Annotated in this window: 19 protein-coding genes; 12 read left to right on the forward strand and 7 right to left on the reverse strand. The window is 71.0% G+C overall.

The features are described from left to right. Positions 1-6 precede the first annotated feature (6 nt). Both BO39_RS13325 and BO39_RS13330 read left to right on the forward strand, forming a co-directional pair. A complete protein-coding gene (locus tag BO39_RS13325) occupies positions 7-2193 on the forward strand; it encodes a carboxypeptidase-like regulatory domain-containing protein (RefSeq protein WP_043834024.1) in 2187 nt (728 codons plus the stop codon). Positions 2194-2404: 211 nt separating this feature from the next. Beyond that, positions 2405-2983 (forward strand): hypothetical protein, encoded by a 579-nt coding sequence (locus tag BO39_RS13330; RefSeq protein ID WP_043834026.1) that lies wholly within the window; start codon positions 2405-2407, stop codon positions 2981-2983. A 7-nt stretch (positions 2984-2990) separates the two neighbouring features. Here the strand turns inward: BO39_RS13330 and BO39_RS13335 are convergent, their stop codons facing one another. The 3 genes from BO39_RS13335 to BO39_RS13345 are packed head-to-tail and all read right to left on the reverse strand — an operon-like array spanning position 2991 to position 6729. After that, on the reverse strand, positions 2991-3713 hold the full coding sequence (locus BO39_RS13335) for a class II aldolase/adducin family protein (RefSeq protein ID WP_043834027.1): 723 nt from the start codon (positions 3711-3713) through the stop codon (positions 2991-2993). 23 nt (positions 3714-3736) lie between these two features. Continuing rightward, entirely contained in the window at positions 3737-5176 is a 1440-nt protein-coding gene (locus BO39_RS13340; RefSeq protein ID WP_043834029.1) for an NAD-dependent succinate-semialdehyde dehydrogenase, read from the reverse strand. Between the two features lie 14 nt (positions 5177-5190). Further along, complete coding sequence (locus tag BO39_RS13345; protein WP_043834031.1) at positions 5191-6729, reverse strand: acetolactate synthase large subunit; 1539 nt, start codon at positions 6727-6729, stop codon at positions 5191-5193. A 189-nt stretch (positions 6730-6918) separates the two neighbouring features. Here BO39_RS13345 and gabT point away from each other — a divergent pair, with 189 nt between their 5' ends. Genes gabT through mobA form a run of 3 tightly spaced genes read left to right on the forward strand, consistent with a single transcriptional unit; the run spans position 6919 to position 9273 of the window. Beyond that, entirely contained in the window at positions 6919-8268 is a 1350-nt protein-coding gene (gene gabT, locus BO39_RS13350) for a 4-aminobutyrate--2-oxoglutarate transaminase (RefSeq protein ID WP_052402053.1), read from the forward strand. Then, a complete protein-coding gene (locus BO39_RS13355) occupies positions 8265-8663 on the forward strand; it encodes a hypothetical protein (RefSeq protein WP_156963677.1) in 399 nt (132 codons plus the stop codon). Before gabT ends, BO39_RS13355 begins: the two co-directional genes overlap by 4 nt. Next, positions 8650-9273 (forward strand): molybdenum cofactor guanylyltransferase MobA, encoded by a 624-nt coding sequence (gene mobA / locus BO39_RS13360; RefSeq protein ID WP_245615144.1) that lies wholly within the window; start codon positions 8650-8652, stop codon positions 9271-9273. The genes BO39_RS13355 and mobA overlap by 14 nt, the downstream gene beginning before the upstream one ends. Positions 9274-9482: 209 nt before the next feature. Here the strand turns inward: mobA and BO39_RS13365 are convergent, their stop codons facing one another. Next, the gene (locus BO39_RS13365) at positions 9483-10745 is read right to left on the reverse strand and encodes a molybdopterin molybdotransferase MoeA (protein WP_043834036.1); all 1263 of its coding nucleotides are present in this window, start codon (positions 10743-10745) and stop codon (positions 9483-9485) included. Next, positions 10733-11233, reverse strand: coding sequence for a molybdopterin-guanine dinucleotide biosynthesis protein B (gene mobB, locus BO39_RS13370; protein ID WP_043834038.1), 501 nt, complete (start codon positions 11231-11233; stop codon positions 10733-10735). The genes BO39_RS13365 and mobB overlap by 13 nt, the downstream gene beginning before the upstream one ends. A gap of 185 nt (positions 11234-11418) precedes the next feature. Here mobB and BO39_RS13375 point away from each other — a divergent pair, with 185 nt between their 5' ends. From BO39_RS13375 to BO39_RS13385, 3 genes are read left to right on the forward strand one after another with little or no spacing between them, the layout of a single operon-like run. After that, on the forward strand, positions 11419-12420 hold the full coding sequence (locus tag BO39_RS13375; RefSeq protein ID WP_043834040.1) for an NADP-dependent oxidoreductase: 1002 nt from the start codon (positions 11419-11421) through the stop codon (positions 12418-12420). A gap of 26 nt (positions 12421-12446) precedes the next feature. After that, positions 12447-13883, forward strand: coding sequence for a M20 family metallopeptidase (locus BO39_RS13380; protein ID WP_043834043.1), 1437 nt, complete (start codon positions 12447-12449; stop codon positions 13881-13883). A gap of 52 nt (positions 13884-13935) precedes the next feature. Then, entirely contained in the window at positions 13936-14238 is a 303-nt protein-coding gene (locus tag BO39_RS13385; protein ID WP_043834045.1) for a hypothetical protein, read from the forward strand. 6 nt (positions 14239-14244) lie between these two features. Here the strand turns inward: BO39_RS13385 and BO39_RS13390 are convergent, their stop codons facing one another. Further along, a complete protein-coding gene (locus BO39_RS13390; protein ID WP_043834047.1) occupies positions 14245-15225 on the reverse strand; it encodes a Bug family tripartite tricarboxylate transporter substrate binding protein in 981 nt (326 codons plus the stop codon). An 80-nt stretch (positions 15226-15305) separates the two neighbouring features. Beyond that, positions 15306-16025, reverse strand: coding sequence for a pirin family protein (locus BO39_RS13395; RefSeq protein WP_043834049.1), 720 nt, complete (start codon positions 16023-16025; stop codon positions 15306-15308). On the opposite strand from BO39_RS13395, the gene BO39_RS29925 reads away from it, so the two are divergent. The 4 genes from BO39_RS29925 (at position 16015) to BO39_RS13415 (ending at position 19986) form a co-directional block, all read left to right on the forward strand. Next, entirely contained in the window at positions 16015-16884 is an 870-nt protein-coding gene (locus BO39_RS29925; protein WP_084698088.1) for a DUF3833 family protein, read from the forward strand. The genes BO39_RS13395 and BO39_RS29925 overlap by 11 nt on opposite strands. Positions 16885-16941: 57 nt before the next feature. Next, entirely contained in the window at positions 16942-17466 is a 525-nt protein-coding gene (locus BO39_RS13405) for a SixA phosphatase family protein (protein ID WP_043834051.1), read from the forward strand. Between the two features lie 262 nt (positions 17467-17728). Then, positions 17729-19039: a citrate synthase gene (gltA, locus tag BO39_RS13410; RefSeq protein WP_043834052.1), complete on the forward strand. Its 1311-nt coding sequence runs from the start codon at positions 17729-17731 to the stop codon at positions 19037-19039. 287 nt (positions 19040-19326) lie between these two features. Further along, positions 19327-19986, forward strand: a complete 660-nt coding sequence (locus BO39_RS13415) for a hypothetical protein (protein WP_245615146.1) — start codon at positions 19327-19329, stop codon at positions 19984-19986. The last annotated feature ends 21 nt before the right edge of the window (positions 19987-20007 follow it).

Raw genomic sequence — 20007 nt, forward strand, 5'->3', positions numbered from 1 at the left:
CGGGGCATGTCCAAGGTGAACCGCAAGGTGGCGCTGCTCGCCGCGCTGCTCGCATCAACGGCAACGGGGGCCTGGGCCCAGCCGGCGCCGCCCGCCGCGATCGGGACGGACACGCGCACGGGCGAGATCGGCGGCGTGGTGATGGGGCCGAACGGGCCGGAGGCGGGCGTGTGGGTGATCGCGGAAACCACGGACCTGCCGACGAAATACGCCAAGATCGTCGTGACGGACGACCAGGGCCGCTACCTCATTCCGGACCTGCCGGGCGGGGCCTACAAGGTCTGGGTGCGCGGCTACGGGCTGGTGGACAGCCCGCGCGTGGACGGGACGCCCGGCCAGGCGCTGAACCTGACCGCGACGCCCGCGCCCACGCCCGCCGCGGCGGCCGAGTATTACCCGGGGATGTACTGGTACTCGATGCTGCGGATCCCCTCGTCGGGCGAGTTCCCGGGCACCGGGGACGCGGCGGGCGGCAACGGGGTTCCCGACTTCATGCGGAGCCAGGATGCCTGGGTCGACGTGATCAAGCAGTCCTGCCAGTCCTGCCACGCGCTGGGCAGCCAGAACATCCGGCATCCCCGCCGGGAGTTGGGCGAGTTCCCGAACTCGACGGAGATGTGGTACCGGCGGATCCAATCCGGGCAGGCGATGAGCGGCATGGCCGTCTCGATCGGGCGGCTGGGGCCGGAGCGGGGCATCTCGCACTTCGCGGAGTGGACCGACAGGATCGCGCGGGGGGAGTTGCCTCCCGATCAGCCGCGGCGGCCGGAGGGGCTCGCGCGGAACATGGTGGTGACGCTCTGGGACTGGGCGGAGCCGACGACCTACCTGCACGACGCGATCTCGACGGATAAGCGCAACCCGACGCTCCTCCCGAACGGGCTCATCTACGGCTCGCCGGAGGAATCGACCGACGACGTGCCGGTGCTCGACCCCAATACGCACCGCGTCTGGAAGATCAGGCATCCCGTCGCCGATCCGGCCACGCCGGGGGCCGCGCACGAGCCCTTGGGGACATCGCCCTTCTGGGGCGACGAGCCGATCTGGGACGGGCGTACCAGCAACCACAACCTGATCATCGACCAGCGCGGCCTGGTGTGGTTCGCGGCGCGCATCCGGCCGGCGGAGGCGCAGCCGGACTGGTGCAAGGCGGGGGGCGACCACCCTTCCGCGAGGGTGGCGCCGCTCGCGGCGGCGGGCCGGCATCTTTCGGTCTATGACCCCGGGACCGGGCGGTTCGACCTCATCGACACCTGCTTCGGCACCCATCACCTCTACTTCGGCTACGACGCGGACGACACGCTCTGGACGAGCTGGGGCGGGCCGGCCGGCGGGGCGGTGGGGTGGCTGAACACGCGGCGTTACCTCGAGACGCGGGATGCCCGGACGTCCCAGGGCTGGGCGCCACTGGTCGTCGATGTGCCGGGCTGGGGGCGGCGGGGCGAGTATGTGGAGGCCGGGGCGCCGCTCGATCCGGCGAAGCAGAAGCGGATCATCGCCGGCTTCTACGGGGTGCAGCCGAGCCCGACCGATGGATCGATCTGGGGGCAGTCCATGGACAGCGGGTTCTCGCGCATGGACCAGCCGGGATACCTCATCCGCTTCATCCCGGGCGATGATCCGACCCATACGGGGCTGGCGGAGATCTTCCAGCCGCCGCCGGGCAGCTTCAGTCCGCGCGGGATCGACGTGGACAGCAAGGGCGTCGTCTGGACGACGCTGGCGAGCGGGCACCTGGCGAGCTTCGACCGCTCGAAGTGCCGGGCGCCGCTGACGGGGCCGAATGCCGTGACGGGGCGGCAGTGCGAGGAGGGCTGGACGCTCTACCGCTTCCCAGGGCCGCAATTTGCGGGAGTGGACCCGAACGGGAGCGCGGACCACGCCTATTATGTCTGGGTGGACCGGTTCAACACGCTCGGGCTGGGGAATGACGTGCCGATCGCCAGCACCAACGGGAGTGAGTCGCTGACCGTGCTGGTCGATGGGCAGTTGCACCAGTTGCGCGTGCCCTACCCGGCCGGCTTCTTCACGAAGAACGTGGACGGGCGGATCGACGATCCGAATACGGGCTGGCGGGGACGCGGCGTCTGGACGACGACCGGCACGCGCGCGCCCTTCCACAGCGAGACGGGACGGGGCGAGCGGCCGCGCGTGTTCCGGGTGCAGATGCGGCCCGATCCGTTGGCGCGGTGAGTGGCGCTGCGCTGCGGCACCGCGCGGCTCCGTCGTGGTCCGCGCGTCCCTGCGGGAGAGCCGTTTCCCCCTCGCCGGTCGCGTGGAGGCTCCTGACGAGGACGGGATTGCGGGATTCGGGCTCGTATCGAGCTGGTGATAGGATGGTTCGCCGGAACGTCCCACGCGGGACAATCCTTCTTACGAACATGACCTGATCGGGATCATCACCTTGGACCTGTCGAACAAGAGCGCGGCCGAGCTTCGAACCATGCTGGACAACGCGGCCCGCGTCGGTGCGGCACCCAAAGCCACCGCGCAGCGCGTGACCGCCGCGGAAGCGATGCGAAGCGCCGCGCAGGCCGAGCTGGACCGGCGCGGGCCGGCGGTGCGCGCGCGGGGCGCGGTGCGGGAGGCCTCGCCCTCCGCAGCGCTGGCGGCAGCGGCGGGCGAGCGGATCGTGGCGGCGGCCGGGCGGGCGCTGGCGCGGTTCGATCTCTCGCCGGAGAAGGCGAACACGAGGTCGCCGCACGCCCTGCTGGCCAAGGACGGGAGCCCGAAGATCGGCGGGCGCGCGCGGTCCAAGCTGGTGAAGCGCAACCCCTACATCTCCTACCGGAACGGCGACCAGATCGCGGTGCTCGGCTTCATCCTGCGCAGCGAGGAGGATACCGAGGGAAGGTGGGAAGGTGGGCTGCTGGAGCCGGGCAAGCTGGATCCGGCGGAGAGCGCCTATTGCGGGCCGGATGCGGAGGCAGCGGAGGCGGCGTTCATGGCGCTGCTGGAGAGGATCGCGCCGCCGCGCGCCTGACGGACGGTTAAATGCCGCCGAAGCCGGCGCGGGCGCGGCGGTACTCCCAGGAGCGGGAGAGCGGGCGCTCGCCCATTTGCATCTTCGCCGTCAGCGCGATCTCGCCGGGGGAGAGGTACTGGACATCGCCCATGGCCTCGGCGGCGGCCTGGACCTCGGCGTTGTCGCGAAGCGTGATGGCGACGAAGGTGACGGCGGCGAGGCTGACTTCCGCATTCGTGGCGCCGTGGCCGCGCAGCAGCACGCTGTTCCCACTTCCCATGGCGCGGGCGTGGCTGTCGGCGACGGCGCTGTCGCCGATGATCATGGCGGTGTCGCCGAATTCGGGGACGCTGTCCCAGACAGGGACCGATTCACCCAGTACGGCGGCGAGGTGGAAGACGGGGCGGAGCGGGCGCTTCGTGATCGTGAAGGGCAGCACCGTGCGGGCGTGGTGGTGGACGATCGCCTGCACGTCCGGACGCGCGGCGTAGAGGCGGGCGTGGACGATGGTCTCGAGATAGGGGCGTCGCCCGCCCAGGTCCTCGGGCTTCGCGTCGAGGTCGAAGCGGATGAGGTCGGCGCGGGAGACGAGCTCGGGGCTGCGGGAGGCGCTGAGCCAGAAGCGGGAGGGGTCGTGCGGGTCGCGCGCGGAGACGTGCCCGAAGTCGTCGAGCACGCCCTCATGCGCGAGGATGCGGTTGGCAATGACGAGGTCCGCCAGCAGGGCGTCCAGCGTGCGGTCGGTCATCGCGGCCCCCTCCCTTTTCCCGTTCAGATGCCGGTCTGGGTGACGAACTTCGTCACCAGGTAGGCCTCGATGGCTTCGGAACCGCCCTCGGAGCCGTAGCCGCTGTCCTTCACGCCGCCGAAGGGGACTTCGGGGAGCGCGAGGCCGAGGTGGTTGATGGTCATCATGCCGGTCTCGACGCGCGCGCCGAGGGCCTGCGCGGTGCCGGCCGAGCCGGTGAAGGCGTAGGAGGCGAGGCCGAAGGGAAGGCGGTTGGCTTCGCCCACCACCTCGTCGAGGTCGGAGAAGCGGTTAACGAGGGCGAGCGGGCCGAAGGGCTCCTCGTTCATCGCGCGGGAGTCGAGGGGCAGTTCGGAGATGACGGTGGGCTCGTAGAAGTAGCCCTTGTTGCCGATGCGCTTGCCGCCGGTCTGGAGCTTCGCGCCGCGCTGCACGGCGTCCTGGACGAGGGCCTCGATGGCGGGGATGCGGCGCTCGTTGGCAAGCGGGCCCATCGCGACGCCGGCCTCGGTGCCGGGGCCGACCTTGATGGCCTTGGCGGCGGTGGTGAAGGTCTCGAGGAATTCGTCGAAGGAGCGCTCCTGGATGAGGAAGCGCGTGGGGGAGACGCAGACCTGGCCGGCGTTGCGGAACTTCGCCGCCGCGAGGGTCTTCGCGGCCTTCTGCACGTCGGCGTCGTCGAAGACGATGGCGGGAGCGTGGCCGCCGAGTTCCATCGTGGCGCGCTTCATGTGCTGGCCGGCGAGGCCCGCGAGCATCTTCCCGACCGGGGTGGAGCCGGTGAAGGTGATCTTGCGGATGACCGGGTGCGGGATGAGGTAGGCGCTGATCTCGGAGGGCACGCCGTAGACGAGCTGGACGACGCCGTTCGGCACGCCGACGTCGATGAAGGCGCGGATAAGTTCGGCGGGCGAGGCCGGGGTTTCCTCGGGCGCCTTGACGATGATGGAGCAGCCGGTGGTCAGCGCCGCGGAGAGCTTGCGGACGACCTGGTTGATCGGGAAGTTCCAGGGCGTGAAGGCGGCGACGGGGCCGACGGGCTCGCGCAGCGAGAGCTGGTAGACGCCCTCCGCGCGGGCGGGGATGACGCGGCCATAGGCGCGGCGGCCCTCTTCGGCGAACCAGTCGATGATGTCGGCGCCGGCGAGGACTTCCATCTTCGCCTCGGGGAGCGGCTTGCCCTGCTCGGCCGTCATCATGGCGGCGATGGCGTCGGCGCGGCTGCGGAGGAGGTCGGCGGCCTTGCGCATGAGCTTGCTGCGCTCATAGGGCGAGACCTTGCGCCACACCGCGAAGCCGCGCTCGGCGGCGGCCAGCGCCTCGTCGAGGTCGGGGATCTCGGCGTGGGCGACGGTGCCGATGACCTCCTCGGTGGCGGGGTTGATGATCTCGAGGGTCTTGCCGGAGCGGGCGTCGCGCCACTCGCCGTCGATGTGGAGCTGGACCTTGGGGTAGGCGGACATGGCGTTGCCTCCGTCTAGATGACGAGTTCGATGAGGAAGGGGCCGTTGCGCGACGTGCTCTGGGAGAGGAGGTCTGCGACGGCTTCGAGGGTGGTGGCCTGGGCGGCTTCCACGCCCATGCCGCCCGCGATCCGCACCCAGTCGAGGTCGGGATTGCCAAGGTCGAGCATGTTCATGGCGGTGGGGCCGGGATTGGCGCCGACGCCCGCGTACTCGCCGATCAGGATCTGATACTTGCGGTTCGATAGAATGATCGTGGTGACCGGCAGTTTCTCGCGTGCCTGGGTCCAGAGGGACTGGACCGTGTACATGGCGGAGCCGTCGGCCTGGATGTTGACCACGCGGCGGCCGGCGCCGGCGATGGCGGCGCCGGTCGCGATGGGCATGCCGTCGCCGATGGCGCCGCCGGTAAGGTGGATCCAGTCATGCGGCGGGGCGGCGTGGGTCTCGGCGTAGAAGCCGCGGCCGAAGGAGACGCTTTCGTCGGCGACGATGGCGCCCTCGGGGATGAGGGCGGCGATAGTGCGGGCGAGGCCCTCGGGCGTGGGGGCGCCGCGGCCGGGCTCGGGGCGCGGGCCGGGGTCGGGGATGGCGGCCTCGGGGGCGCCGAGCTCGTCGGCCAGTGCCGTGAGGGCGGCGAGCGCGTCGCCCTCGAAACGGGTGAGGACGTGGACCTCGGCCGTGGGCGAGTAGTGGCGGGAGGGCTTGCCGGGATAGGCGAAGAAGCCGACCGGGGCCTTCGCGTTCACGAGGATGATGTGCTCGAAGCCTTCCAGCGCCTTGATGGCGATGTCGGTGACGTAGGGCACGCGCTCAAGCTGTAGGCGGCCGCGGCCGCGGGCGACGCGGGCGTTGGACTGCTCGGCCAGGGCCTTGGCGCCAGTGGCCTGGAGGATGCGGTTCGCCTGGTGCTGCGCCTCCTCGTGGACGGCGGGGCCGCCGAGGAGGAGGAGGACGTTGCGGCCCTCCCGCAGGATGCGGGCGGCCTGGCGGACGGCGTGCGGATCGGGCGCGGTGGGCGCCGGGACCGGCAGGGGGTCGGCGGGGATGCCGCCCTCGTCCCAGGAGGCGTCGGAGGGGAGGATGAGGGTGGCGATGCCGCCCGGCGCGGTGCGGGCGGCCTGGACGGCCACCGCGGCGTCGCGGCCGACATCCTCGCTGGCGGTGGTGGTGCGGACCCAGGCGGAGACGGGTCGCGCCCAGCCCTCGGTGTCCGCCGTCAGCGGAGCGTCGAAGGGGCGGTGGTAGGTGGCCTGGTCGCCGACGATGTTGACGATGCCGGAGCGGGCGCGGCGGGCATTGTGGAGGTTGGCGAGGCCGTTCGCGAGGCCGGGGCCGCAGTGGAGCAGGGTGCAGGCGGGCTTGCCGGCGATGCGGAAGTAACCGTCGGCCATGCCGGTGACGACGTTCTCGTGCAGGCCGAGGACGCAGCGCATCCCGGGGATCTGGTCCAGGGCAGCGACGAAATGCATCTCGCTGGTGCCGGGATTGGCGAAGCAGGTGTCCACGCCGGACTTCAGCAGCGTGTGGACGAGACTGTGGGCACCATTCACGAAACGCGGACTCCCCCTTTGACGGCGGCGCAAGTTGCGCGCGGCGGGCCGGGCTCGCAAGGGTGGGGCGTGTTCACGCGGGTGGGACGGAGCGGCGCGTGCCTTGCCGCCGGGCGCGGCTGGGCGCAATTTCGGGGCTTGGCAGCGCGCGTTTCGGCAGCGCGAACCTTTCTCAGGGGAGCTTTCGGCATGGGCACCACGATCACCGGCGAAACCACCGCGCCGATCGAGGAGGGGCTGCGCAACGCGACCCTCCAGGCGCGGAAGGAGGCGGCGGTGCCGCGGGGGCTGGCGACCGCTCTGCCGGTGTTCGCGGCCAAGGCCTCGGGCTCCGAGATCACGGATGTCGAGGGCAAACGCTACATCGACTTCGGCGGCGGGATTGCGGTGCTCAACACCGGGCACCTGCACCCCAAGGTGAAGGCGGCGGTGCAGGCGCAGCTGGAGAACTTCTCCCATACCTGCATCCAGGTGACGCCCTATGAGAGCTACGTCCGGCTCGCGGAGCGGCTGAACGCCATCGCGCCGGTGCGCGGGCCCGCAAAGACGGTGTTCCTGACCACCGGCGCCGAGGCGGTGGAGAACGCGGTGAAGATCGCGCGCGCCCATACGGGGCGGCCGGGGGTGATCGCCTTCTCGGGCGCCTTCCACGGGCGGACGCTGCTGGGAATGGCGCTGACGGGGAAGGTGGTGCCCTACAAGGTGGGGTTCGGGCCGATGCCGGCCGATATTTATCACCTGCCCTTCCCCATCGCCTATCACGGCAAGGAGGTGGCGGCCTCGCTGGAGGCCATCGAGACGCTGTTCAAGTCGGATATCGATCCCGCGCGGATCGCGGCCATCATCATCGAGCCGGTGCAGGGCGAGGGAGGGTTCTACCAGGCGCAGCCGGAGCTGATGCAAGGGCTGCGCGCCATCTGCGACAAGCACGGCATCCTGCTGATCGCGGACGAGGTGCAGACGGGCTTCGCGCGCACGGGGAAGATGTTCGCCCTCGAGCACACGGGGGTGAAGGCGGACCTGGTGACGATGGCGAAGTCGCTGGCGGGCGGGTTCCCGCTTTCCGCGGTGTCGGGCACGGCGTCGATCATGGACAGCCCGCATCCGGGCGGGCTGGGCGGCACCTACGGCGGCTCGCCGCTCGGCTGCGCGGCGGGGAACGCGGTGCTGGACGTGATCGAGGAGGAGAACCTCTGCCAGCGGGCGGATGAGATCGGCGACCTGCTGGTGCGGCGGATTAAGGAGCTGCAGACGGGCAATTCGCTGCGCGGCGTGATCGGCGACATCCGCGCGGTGGGCGCGATGGTGGCGATGGAGCTGGTGGCGGACGGCGATGCCGATAAGCCCGATCCGGACCTGACGCGGGCGCTGGTGGCGCGCGCGGCGGAAAAGGGGCTGGTGCTGCTCTCCTGTGGCGTGCGGGGGAATGTCATCCGCTTCCTCTGCCCGCTGACGACCTCCGACGAGCTGGTGAACGAGGGGATGGACCGGCTGGGCGAGGCGCTGCGCGAGTGCGTGGCCGAGCGGGCGGGGTCGTGAGGGAGAGCCTTCGGCGGGCGATCTTCTACGGCATTCCCTGCGGCGCGCTCTCGGTGGTCGTGTTCCGGGATCCGACGCTGTTCCTGCTCAACAAGGTCGCGAAGGTGATGCCCCTCGCGGCCTATGTGCAGGCGGGCGGGCCCCATGGGCTGCCCCTGATCGGATGGTTCCTCCTCACGGGCGCGGCGGGGGGCTTCCTCGTCGCGCTGTTGCTGCGGCTGCTGCCGATACCGGACCTGATCCTCGGCGCCGTGCTCGGGGTGGTGGCGGTCTATCTCGTGCCGCAGCACCTGCCGCGGGGGACGCCGGACTGGGTGCTGCCGCTGATCGGGGCGGCCTGGGGATGGGGTACGGCCTTCTTGCTGCGGCCGCTGGCGCTGCGTGGGCGGGGGTAGCGCCGCGCCCGGCGTGCTCGGTGTCACGCCCGGCGGCGTGCTTGGCATCGTGCTGGCCGGTGGGCTGGCGCGGCGGATGGGCGGCGGCGACAAGACGCTGCTGCCGCTGCGCGGGCGGCCGATGCTGGCGCATCTGCTGGAGCGACTGGGGCCGCAGGTTGAGGCGGTTGCGGTGAATGCGAACGGCGATCCGTCGCGCTTCGCGGCCGTGGCGCCGGGGGTGGCGATAACTGCGGACGATATGCCGGGGTATCCGGGGCCGCTGGCCGGTGTGCTGGCGGGGATGGAGCACGCGGCGCGGCTGGGGCTCGGTTGGGTGGTGACGGTGCCCGGGGATACGCCGCTGATCCCACCTGACCTTGTTTCGCGGCTGCGGGAGGCGGCGGGGCCGGTGGCCTGCGCGGCCTCCGCGGGGCGGGTGCATCCGCCCGTCGCGCTCTGGCCCGCGGGGCTGCGCGGGGCGCTGCGGGAGGCGGTGCTCGGGGGCGAAGGGAAGGTGCTGCGCTGGGCGCAGGGGTGCGGGCTGTCGGTGGTGGAGTGGGCGGGGGATCCGTTCCTCAATGCCAACGCGCCGGAGGATTTGGCGGTGTTGGAAGCGGCTTTGGGGTGAGCGGGTGCCTCCGGGGGAGAGAATGAATTCTCCCTCCCGGGCCCCCGCTCATCTTTTCTGTCTGTCGGAGGGGTCCTGCGGCCGGTGCGCCTCGGGTCGTGGACCCGAGGCGACTGCGCGTTCAGGAGAGGCGGTAGATGGAGGTCCAGGGGCCTCAGGCCCTTGGCAGGAGAGGTGCCGGAGAGGGCGGAGCCCTCTCTGGCGGCCGCTCAGAACAGCCCAGCGTAAGGGATGACCGTCACGGGATCGCCCGGGTCGATGGTGGTGGCGTCTTCCGGCAGTTCGGCGAAGGCCTCGGTGCGGGCGAGGGAGGAGAGGAGGCCGGCGCCGTCGCGGGGGTAGCGGTGGGCGGCGCCGCCCGTGAGCGTGACGCGGAGGTATTCGCGGCGGCCGGGCTTCTTGCGGTGGGCGAAGGCGGCGGGGGCGGTCAGGCGCGGGAGGGGCGTGGGGGCGGCGCCTGCCAGGCGCAGGACGAGGGGGCGGGCGAGGTGGAGGAAGGCGACCACCGCGGCCACGGGGTTGCCGGGCAGGCCGACGACGGGGGTTCCGGCGATCATGCCCATGGCGGCGGGCTTGCCGGGTTTTACCGCGAGTTTCCAGAAATGAAGGGCGCCGTTGGCCTCGATGGCGCGGCGGACATGGTCTTCCTCCCCGGCGGAGACGCCGCCTGAGGTGAGGAGGAGGTCGTGGCGGGCGGCGGCCTCGTGCAGGGCCTCGGCGGTGGCGAGGGCGCGGTCGGGGAGGATGCCAAGGTCCTGAGCCTCGGCCGGAAGGGCGTCGAGCAGGGCGATGAGGGTGTGGCGGTTGCTGTCGTGGGTGGCGGCGGGGCGAAGGGGCTGGCCGGGCTCCACCAGCTCGTCGCCGGTGCTGAAGACGCCGATGACGGGGCGGCGGGTGACGCGCAGTCGCGGGCGGCCGAGGGCGGCGGCGAGGCCGATGGCGGCGGCGTCGAGCCGGTGGCCGGCGGGAAGGGCGAGCTCGCCGGCCGCGATGTCCTCGCCGGCGGGGCGGATGTTGGCGCCCTCCGGAAGATCGCGCGGGAGGGTGATGGCGACGTTGGCGGGGACGGCGAGGCCTGCGGGGCGGGTGCTCTCCTGCATGGCGACGGCGTCGGCGCCGGGGGGGATGGGCGCGCCGGTGAGGATGCGGGCGGCGGTGCCGGGGGGCAGCGGTTCGGGGGCCTGGCCGGCGGCGATGCGGGCGGCGACGGGCAGGATGGCGTCCGGCGGCAGGTCGGCGCGACGGAAGGCGTAGCCGTCCACGGCGCTGTTGGCGAAGGGCGGCAGGTCCGACGCGGCGAGGAGGGGTTCGGCGAGGATGCGGCCGCGGGCGGCGCGGAGGGGGAGTTCCTCGGTCCCGTGCAGGGGGACGATGCGAGCGGTGACGAGGGCGGCGGCGGCCTCGACAGAGAGGAGGCCGCCCTCATGCGCGAAGCAGTCGCCGGCGGGGTCGGGTGGTGTCAGCCCGGCCATGGGGCGGCGTGCTCCAGCGTGAGGGCGCCAATCGCGGGGATGTCGCCGAGGGCCGCGTGCGGCAGGTGGCCAGGAGGCGCGATGTCGGCGGCGACGGCGCGGATGGCGGGGTCCTCCGGGTGCAGCCAGGGCTTGGCATTGGCGGCGCGATGGACCTCGATCTTGGGGAGGGGATCGCGCTTGAAACCCTCCACGATCACGAGATCGACGGGGGCGAGGTGGGTCAGGAGTTCGGTGAGCGGGGGCTCGGGGGCGCCGCGGAGTTCCGTCATCAGCGCCCAGCGGTTGGCGGAGGCGACGAGAACCTGCTCGGCGCCGGCCAAGCGGTGGGTGTGGCTGTCCTTGCCGGGCTGGTCCACGTCGAAGGCGTGGTGGGCGTGCTTGATGGTGGAGACGGTGAGGCCCCTGCCCCGCAGCCAGGGAATGAGGGCGGCGAGGAGGGTGGTCTTTCCGGCGCCACTCCAGCCAGCGAGGCCGATCAGCCGCATCGCAGAGGGGGCATTCCGTAGGGCGTCCTCGGTGATCGCGGCCGAAGGCGGCCTCGTCGGCAGCGGCTCTAGCGCCGGGCGGGGCGGGGCGCCAGTTGTGGAACGCGCACATCCCGGAGCGTTACGCCCCGGGCCGGTTCCGTGCGGAGCCGATCCTGTGCGGAGAACGAGCAAGGGAAAGCCCGATGGCCGAGAGCAACCTTCGTGTCCTTCTTCGTGCGCGGCCGGAGGGGCAGGTGGGGCCGGAGCACTTCGAGCTGTCGGAGGCCCCTCCCCCATCTCCGCGCCCGGGGGAAGCCTTGCTGCGGAACCGGTTCCTCTCGCTCGACCCCTACATGCGCGGGCGGATGAGCGCGGCGAAGTCCTACTCGGCGCCGGTGGAGATCGGGGCGGTGATGGAGGGGGGGTGCGTCTCCCAGGTGGTGGAGGACCCGACGGGCCGGTTCTCGGCGGGAGATTGGGTGCTGGGGGGCTTCGGGTGGCAGCGCTTCTCGGCGGTGCCGGCGGCGGGGCTGAGGAAGCTGGAGGCGGATGGCGCGCCGAGGACGACGGCACTCGGCGTGCTGGGGATGCCGGGAACGACGGCCTGGGTGGGGACGACCGAGCTGGCACGGCCGCGGCCGGGGGAGACCTTCGTGGTTTCGGCGGCCTCGGGCGCGGTCGGGAGCGTGGCGGGGCAGATCGCGGCGCGGATGGGGGCGCGGGTGGTGGGGATCGCGGGGGGCGAAGAGAAATGCGCCTTCGTGCGGGACGGCCTCGGCTTTCCGGAATGCGTGGATCATCGGGCGGGGGACTTCCCGGAGCGGTTGAAGGCCGCCTGCCCAGAGGGGATCGACGCCTATTTCGAGAATGTCGGCGGGGCCGTGCAGAAGGCCGTCTTTCCGCTGCTGAATGATTTCGCCCGGGTGGCCTTCTGCGGGATGGTGGCGGAGTACAACGACGCGCAGCCGGCACCGGGACCGAACCTGATGCAGGTGGTGCGGAAGCGGCTCTCCTTGCGGGGCTTCATCGTGAGCGACCATCCGCGGGCCTTTGCCGATTGGCGGCGGATTGGCGGCGAATGGGTGCGGGACGGGTCGCTGCGCTATCGCGAGGACGTGGTGCAGGGCCTGGAGCGGGCGCCGGAAGCGTTCATGGGGCTGCTGGCCGGGAAGAACTTCGGGAAGCTGGTGATCGAGGTGACCTGAGGGTGGCGGGCGCGTAAAATGGGGGGATGAAGAACGACCCCATCGCGCTCGACCACCTCTCCGGCCTCGTGGAGGCGAAGGCGCCGGATTACGCGGCGCTTTCGGACCGGATCTGGGGGATGCCGGAGCTGCGTTTCGCCGAGCACCGCTCGGTGGAGGAGCAGATCGCGCAACTGGAGGCGGAGGGGTTCCGCGTCACGCGGAATGTGGCGGGGATCCCGACGGCTTTCGTGGCGGAGTCCGGCGAAGGGGGGCCGGTGATCGGGTTCCTCGGCGAGTTCGACGCGCTGGCGGGGCTCTCGCAGGAAGCGGGGGTGGCGGAGAAGCGGGCAGTGGAGGCCGGCGGCAACGGTCACGGCTGCGGGCACAACCTGCTGGGCGCCGGCGCCATGCTGGCGGCGGTTTCGGCGCGGGATGCGCTGCGCGAGGCGGGGATGCCCGGGCGCGTGCGGTATTACGGCTGTCCGGGTGAGGAGGGCGGCTCGGGGAAGACCTTCATGGCGCGGGAGGGGGTCTTCGACGACCTCGATGCCGCTGTGACCTGGCATCCGGGGGCCTTCAACGCGGTGATGTCCTCGCGGAACCTCGCGAATTACCAGGTTTATTTCCGCTTCAAGGGAAAAGCGGCGCATGCGGCGGGGTCGCCGCATCTCGGGCGCTCGGCGCTGGATGCGGTGGAGCTGATGAATGTGGGGGTGAACTACCTGCGCGAGCACATGCCGCAGGAGGCCCGGGTGCACTACGCCATCACCAATTCCGGGGGTGTCTCGCCCAATGTGGTGCAGGCGGAGGCGGAGGTTCTCTACCTGATCCGCGCGCCGAAGGTGGCGGAGGCGGCGGCGCTGTTCGAGCGGGTGAAAGCCTGCGCGGAGGGGGCCTCGATCATGACGGGGACCTCCTGGTCCTTCGAGATCGACAAGGCCTGCTCGGAGCTGCTGCAGAACCGGACGCTGGAGACGGTGCTGCACGGGAACTTCCAGGCGCTGGGGGCCGCGGAGTACGACGAGGCGGACCGGGCTTTCGCGGGGGAGATCCGGGGCTCGCTGAGCGCGGAGGACATCGCGTCCGAGGTGGCGAGCTTCGGGGCGGAGCCGGCGTTGGCGGAGGCCGGGCTGCATGACGGGGTGCTGCCCTTCGACGGCACGCCGCTGACGCAGGCGGGGTCCACCGATGTGGGCGACGTGTCGCAGATCGTGCCGACGGTGCAGGCCTGGGGCGCCTGCTGGGCGGTGGGGACACCCTTCCATACCTGGCAGGCGGTGGCGCAGGGGAAGTCGGCGCACGCGCATAAGGGGATGACCCAGGCGGCGAAGGTGATGGCGGCGACGGCGCTGGACGGGTTCCGCGACCCCGAGTTGCTGGCGCGGGCCAAGGCGGAGCTGGTGAAGCGGCGGGGCGCGGCGGCTTATGCCTGCCCGATCCCGCCGGAGGTGGTGCCGCCGCCGCTGCGCGGGCGGGGCTGAAGTGGCGCGCGGAAGGGAACCTTTAACCTTTCGCGCGTTACGACTTTCGATCATGTCACATGCGGTTCAACTCTCCGGCCCGGCCATCCAGCGTGGCGTTGCGCTGCCGCTGCGCGGTGGCCTGTCGACGGCGTGCGGCGTGCCGGCCGCGCGGGGGCGCGGGGCAGCGGTGCTGCACGTGCTCGGGATGGGGTTGCTGTTCCTCCTTGTGGGGTGCCTGTGCATCGCTGGGGCTGCCGCGGCCTATAGCCTCAAGCGGGCGCTGAGCCTCGACATCGTGCCCGGCGTGGACATGCTGCCGGACGAGGAGATCGAGGCCGCGATCCGGGCCGTGCTGGCGCTGCTGGGGTTCTGAGCGGGCCTAGTCCTGCCGGATCCCGAGGGCGGCCACGGCGCCGCCGATGTCGCGAACCTGCTGCGTGACCATGGAGGTGAATTCCTGCGGGCCGAGGGGCTCGCCGGTGATGCCGCGCTCGTCCAGGCGGCGGCGCATCTCGGGGGTGGCGAGGGCGGCGAAGGTTTCGGTGCGCAGGCGCTCCGCGATGGGGGCGGGCAGGCCGGCGGGGGCGCTGAGGCCGAGCCAGTTGTCGATCCTGATGTTCGGGTGGCCGACTTCCGCCATGGTCGGCACCTCTGGCGCGAGGGGCTGGCGGGCGGCGGCGGTGACGGCATAGGCGCGCAGGCGGTCGGCCTTGATGTTCTCGGCGGTGTCGGGAAGCACGTCGAAGCCGAGGGGGAGCGAGCCGCCGAGGAGTTCGGCCTGCATGGGCGCGCTGCCGCGATAGGGGATGTGGTTGAGGCGGATGCCGGCCTCGCGTTCGAGCAGCACGCCGAGGATATGCGGGACGGAGCCGATACCGGAGGTGCCGTAGGCGACGGGCTGGGGCTGTGCCTTGATCCAGGCGATAAGGCCGGCGAAGTCGGTGGCGGGCACGAGGGTCTTGTTGGCGGTGATGACCGCGGGCGTGGTGCCGAGGAAGGCGACGTGGCTGAAGGAGGTGACGGGGTCGTAGCCGGGCCTTGCGTAGAGGGGCGGCGAGGTGACGATGGGCGCGGTGTTCGACAGCATCAGCGTGTAGCCGTCGGCCGGCTGGGTCGCGACATGGGCGGCGCCGACCGTGCCGCCGGCTCCCGGGCGGTTGTCCACCACGAAGCGGGCGTTCATTCGCTGGGAGAGGACGTCCGCCATGACGCGGGCAACGATGTCCGAGGCGCCGCCGGGCGGGAAGGTGACGACGATCCGGACGGGGCGGCTGGGCCAGGCGCCGTTCGCGGGCTGGGCGAGGGCGCCGGCCGCCGTGAGGAGGCCGGGGATGGCGAGGAGGGCGGAACGGCGGCGCATCGGGAACTCCGCGCACCGGAAGCGGTGCGTTTTGCGCGCCGATGCAGCAAGGCACGTGCCAGCCCCCCTCCCCTATCGGTTTAGGCGGCGACCTCGACGAGGACCAGCTCGGCCTCCTCCTCGGCGGTGATGCGCAGCTCGGTCTCGTTGCGGATGGCGGCGCCGCTGCGCTCGCCGACGGGGAGGCCGTTCACCGTGACCCGGCCGCGGGCGGGGACGAGGTAGAGGCCGCGGCCCGCGCCGAGTGGGAGGGTGGCGGTCTGGCCCTTGGCGAGGGTGGTGGCGAGCACCGCGCCATCGGCGTTCAGGCGCAGGGCGTCGGTGCCGGCATCGGCGGGGCGGCCGGAGGCGAGGAGTGTGAAGCGGCCGTCGGCGCCCGCCCCCGCATCCGCCTTGGGGAAGGACTTGGCGCCCCAGCGCGGGGCCTCGCCGCTGCGGTCGGGCATGATCCAGATCTGGAAGATGCGGGTGGTCACGGGCTCGAGGTTGTACTCGGCGTGCACGATGCCGGTGCCGGCGGACATGATCTGGACGTCGCCGGCCTCGGTGCGGCCCTCGTTGCCGAGGTTGTCCTTATGGGTGATCGCGCCTTCGCGGACATAGGTGATGATCTCCATGTCGCGATGGGGGTGCGGGTCGAAGCCGGTGCCGGGGGCGATCTCGTCGTCGTTCCAGACGCGGAGCTTGCCCCAGCTGCTGCGGGCGGCGTTGCGGTAGCCGCCGAAGGCGAAGTGGTGGCGGGCGTTCAGCCAGCCGTGGTCGGCGTGGCCGAGGGTTTCGAAGGGGCGGATGTCGATCACGGGGTGCTCTTTCGGGGAGCGGCGGGGGTGCCGCGGGGTTGGGGAGGAGATGGCGGGCGGCGGGCGGTGCCGCCATGCCGGGCGCGGCATCGCGGCGATCATCGGGCTGAATGGGCGGCGGTCGCGTGCCCTGGCCAAGGGCGCGCGGGTAGGGGATGTTCCGATGACGATGCAGAACAGACGCCGCCTTCTCCTCGCCCTGCCCGCCCTGGCGGCCGCCTCGCTTTCCGGCTGCGGCACGTCGCCCGAGGCCTTCGGGGGCAAGGGGCCGCCCTTCCGGCCGGAGGAGTTCTTCGCGGGGCGGCTCAGGAGCAGCGGGCTTTTCGTGACGCGGCTGGGCGGGATCGAGAGCTGGTTCACTGCGCGGTTGGTGGGCGCCTGGGACGGGACCACGCTGACCTTCGACGAGGTGTTCCGCTACGAGGACGGGTTTGAGGACCGGCGCTTCTGGAAGCTGCGGCGCGACCCCGCGGATGCCGCGGGCGCGGCCTGGCTGGGCGAGGCGACGGACGCGACCGGGCCGGTGCGGGGACGGGTGGCGGGGAACGCCTTCCACCTGGAGCACGAGCTGGACATGAGGAACCTCTCGGGCAGCCGGCGGCGGCTCGCCTTCGACCAGTGGTTCGTGCGGACGGCCGAGGACCTCGCGCTCTCCCGCGCGGCGGTGTCGTGGCACGGGGTGCAGGTGGGCGTGGCGCAGGTGGCCTTCCAGCGGCTGAGCACCGGGGTGACGGAGGGCGCGGTGACGCCCGGGCAGGCGGCGCGGGAGGAGATGCAGAACGCGCCGAGGCCCGCGCCGCCTGCCGGGCCGCCAGCGCGCGATCCGGGGCGGCTGATGAACCTGCCGCCGCGGCGCTGAGGGGGTTACGGTCCCCTCCCCCGCGACAGGCGGCGGCGCCTGTGGCAGGTTGCGGCCATGCACCAGTTGCTCCTGCTGCGGCACGCGAAATCGGCCTGGGATGATCCGGCCCTGTCGGACCATGCGCGTCCCCTGAACGCGCGCGGGCGGCGTGCGGCCTCCGCGATGGCGGGGGCGATACGGGGCCTCTCGCTGCGGCCGGAGCTGGTGCTTGTCTCCTCCTCCCGCCGCACCTTGCAGACGCTGGAGACCCTGGGGACGTTCGAGGGGCCGCCACGGGTGGAGCCGATGGACGACCTCTACCTCGCGCCCTGGACGCGGCTGATGGAAGTGGTGCGGGAGGTGCCGGAGGCGGTGGGAAGCCTGCTGGTGATCGCGCACAATCCGGGGCTGCATGATTTCGCGCTGGCCCTGGCGGGGGGCGCCGAATCGGGTGGGCCGCCGCCGGCGCTGGCCGAGGCCTTCCCGACGGCTTCCCTCGCGGAGTTCGCGATCGAGGGGCCCTGGGCGGGGCTGTCGCCGGACGGGGCGCGGCTGCTGCGTTTCCTGCAGCCGCGTGACCTGCCGGAAATGGCTACCTGACAAAGCTGCGTGATGCCGCCGGGTCGTTGCGGCAGCGTTCGCGGGCTGCGCGGAGCAACGCCCTGGAAACCGGGCACCGATTCGTCCTGGGTTGACCGGACCGCGATGCGGGCGGCCGCCGGGGCCGGTGGATGGACAAGCGCGCAAGCAGGCCTATCTTGCGCCGCACCATCCGGGCGACCGGCAGGAACGCAGATCTTGCGCCCCAGATGCCGCTCTCCCATCAACACGGCCGGGCTCACCGGCTGCCGAGGATCAACGCATGAGCGACCCCTCTACCAAGGGTTCCGTCACCCTCACGCTCGACGGTACGAATCGGTCCAGCACGGCTCCGCTGGTCCAGGCGACCGTCGGGCCGGCTGTGGCGGACATCCGCAAGCTCTATGCCGATCTCGGCATCTTCACCTTCGACCCGGGCTTCGGCATGACCGCGGCCTGCGAGAGCAAGATCACCTACATCGACGGCGACCAAGGGGTGCTGCTCTACCGCGGCTATCCCATCGAGCAGCTGGCCGAGAACTCCGACTTCGTCGAGGTCTGCTACCTCCTGCTGAACGGTGAGCTGCCCAAGGACGGCGAGCTAGCCGAGTTCAAGCACAACATCACCACGCACACGATGGTGCATGAGCAGATCCGGCACTTCTTCCAGGGCTTCCGCCGCGACGCGCACCCGATGGCGATCCTCTGCGGCGTGGTGGGCGCGCTCTCGGCCTTCTATCACGACAGCCTCGACATCAACGACGCGCGCCAGCGCGAGATCGCGGCCTTCCGCCTCATCGCGAAGGTGCCGACGATCGCGGCGATGGCCTACAAGTACTCGATCGGCCAGCCCTTCGTGTACCCGCGGAACGACCTGAACTACGCTGAGAACTTCCTCTACATGCTGAATGCGGTTCCGGCGGAGGAGTACAAGGTCAACCCGATCCTCTCCCGCGCCATGGACCGCATCCTGGTGCTGCACGCGGACCACGAGCAGAACGCCTCCACCTCCACGGTGCGGCTGGCGGGCTCGACGGGAGCCAACCCCTATGCCTGCATCGCCGCCGGCATCGCGGCGCTCTGGGGCCCCGCGCATGGCGGCGCCAACGAGGCGGTGCTGAAGATGCTTGGCGAGATCGGCAGCCCCGAGAATATCCCGGACTTCATCAGCAAGGTGAAGGACAAGAACAGCCATGTAAAGCTGATGGGCTTCGGGCACCGGGTCTATAAGAACTTCGATCCGCGCGCGAAGATCATGAAGGAGACCTGCCACGAGGTTCTGGCGGAACTCGGCATCAAGGACGAGCCGCTGCTGGACATGGCAATGGAGATGGAGCGCATCGCGCTGCACGACGATTACTTCGTCTCGCGCAAGCTCTATCCGAACGTCGATTTCTATTCGGGCATCATTCTGAAGGCGATGGGCATCCCCACCTCGATGTTCACCGTGCTTTTCGCCGTGGCGCGCACGGTGGGCTGGGTGAGCCAGTGGAAGGAGATGATCGAGGATCCGGCGCAGCGGATCGGGCGGCCGCGGCAGGTCTATACGGGCGCGACGACCCGGGACTACCAGCCGGTCAACCAGCGCGGCTGACCCCTTCACCGCTTGCGGTCGTCGTAAGAACCCGTCCCGAAAGGGGCGGGTTTTTTCTTGCTTAGAAGGCTTTACTAATAATCTGTAAGAAGAACACGCTTCAAGGAAATGAAGAGACTCAGAATTGCCCAAGAAATCGTCAGTGTTCTAACCGGTCTCGAAACTTGTGATCGGCCATTAATTCAGTAAATTCGTCTGTCTTCTTCAATGTTTTTGAATTGTTCTCTTGCTCACGAACCCGTGTTCAGCATTTCTATATCTAGTTGCAGACCGAGGGCAGAACACTCGTGACCATTGCATTCCGCGCCAGCATGCCCGCCAACCTCTCAGCCGATGAGATGGTTCGCCGCCGTCTTCGCTTATGGCCTCAGCGGCCGCCGGGGGCGCCGGTCACCCCCAAGCAGCCGGGCACCTGGCTGCGCGCGCGCCCGGGCGAGGCGAGGACGACGAACCAGCCCTTCCTCAAGCTGCCGGGCACAAACCGCCTGCGCACGCTGCCGGACGGGCTCTGGCTGCACTTCTCGCCGGACCGGACCGACCCCTACGCGGACATCCTCTGCATCGAGGCCTGCTCGAGCTTGCAGAACCTGCTCGACAAGCGTTCCCGCTTCGCGCCATCCACCACGTCCCTCCTCGCGGTCTGTCCGGTGCCATGGCTTCTGGCACCGAGCCAGCCGAATGATCCGACACCGCGGTGGCGGCTGATCAGGCTGCTGCGGGAGGAGCCGCAGGAGGCGCTGGTACTGCCGGTACGCGACGTGCGGGTGCTCTACGGATTGAAGTCGAGGCAGTATGACGGCTTCGCAAGGAGCCAGATGCCCCAGGCGCACGAGTATTTCTGCCCCATGGAAGCCCTCATTGAGGAGCACGGGGACGAGAACCCGGCAATGCGCGCTCTTCTCGCGCGGGCGAGCGCGGCGGCGAACTTCATGCACTTCCCGGGCTGAGATCCCCGGCTGGGCGGCGCG

Origin of the sequence: Roseomonas aerilata DSM 19363 (genome assembly GCF_000711725.1) — a bacterium.
Taxonomy (GTDB): Bacteria; Pseudomonadota; Alphaproteobacteria; order Acetobacterales; family Acetobacteraceae; genus Roseomonas; species Roseomonas aerilata.

Excerpts from the sequence above, each read along its gene's own strand:
- BO39_RS13335 (WP_043834027.1), bottom strand. The coding sequence starts at position 3,713 with ATGACCGACCGCACGCTGGACGCCCTGCTGGCGGACCTCGTCATTGCC.
- gabT (WP_052402053.1), top strand. The coding sequence starts at position 6,919 with ATGGGCACCACGATCACCGGCGAAACCACCGCGCCGATCGAGGAGGGG.
- BO39_RS13375 (WP_043834040.1), top strand. The coding sequence starts at position 11,419 with ATGGCCGAGAGCAACCTTCGTGTCCTTCTTCGTGCGCGGCCGGAGGGG.
- BO39_RS13405 (WP_043834051.1), top strand. The coding sequence starts at position 16,942 with ATGCACCAGTTGCTCCTGCTGCGGCACGCGAAATCGGCCTGGGATGAT.
- BO39_RS13325 (WP_043834024.1), top strand. The coding sequence starts at position 7 with ATGTCCAAGGTGAACCGCAAGGTGGCGCTGCTCGCCGCGCTGCTCGCA.
- mobB (WP_043834038.1), bottom strand. The coding sequence starts at position 11,233 with ATGCGGCTGATCGGCCTCGCTGGCTGGAGTGGCGCCGGAAAGACCACC.
- BO39_RS13385 (WP_043834045.1), top strand. The coding sequence starts at position 13,936 with ATGTCACATGCGGTTCAACTCTCCGGCCCGGCCATCCAGCGTGGCGTT.
- BO39_RS29925 (WP_084698088.1), top strand. The coding sequence starts at position 16,015 with ATGTCGATCACGGGGTGCTCTTTCGGGGAGCGGCGGGGGTGCCGCGGG.
- gltA (WP_043834052.1), top strand. The coding sequence starts at position 17,729 with ATGAGCGACCCCTCTACCAAGGGTTCCGTCACCCTCACGCTCGACGGT.
- BO39_RS13380 (WP_043834043.1), top strand. The coding sequence starts at position 12,447 with ATGAAGAACGACCCCATCGCGCTCGACCACCTCTCCGGCCTCGTGGAG.
- BO39_RS13390 (WP_043834047.1), bottom strand. The coding sequence starts at position 15,225 with ATGCGCCGCCGTTCCGCCCTCCTCGCCATCCCCGGCCTCCTCACGGCG.
- BO39_RS13365 (WP_043834036.1), bottom strand. The coding sequence starts at position 10,745 with ATGGCCGGGCTGACACCACCCGACCCCGCCGGCGACTGCTTCGCGCAT.
- BO39_RS13340 (WP_043834029.1), bottom strand. The coding sequence starts at position 5,176 with ATGTCCGCCTACCCCAAGGTCCAGCTCCACATCGACGGCGAGTGGCGC.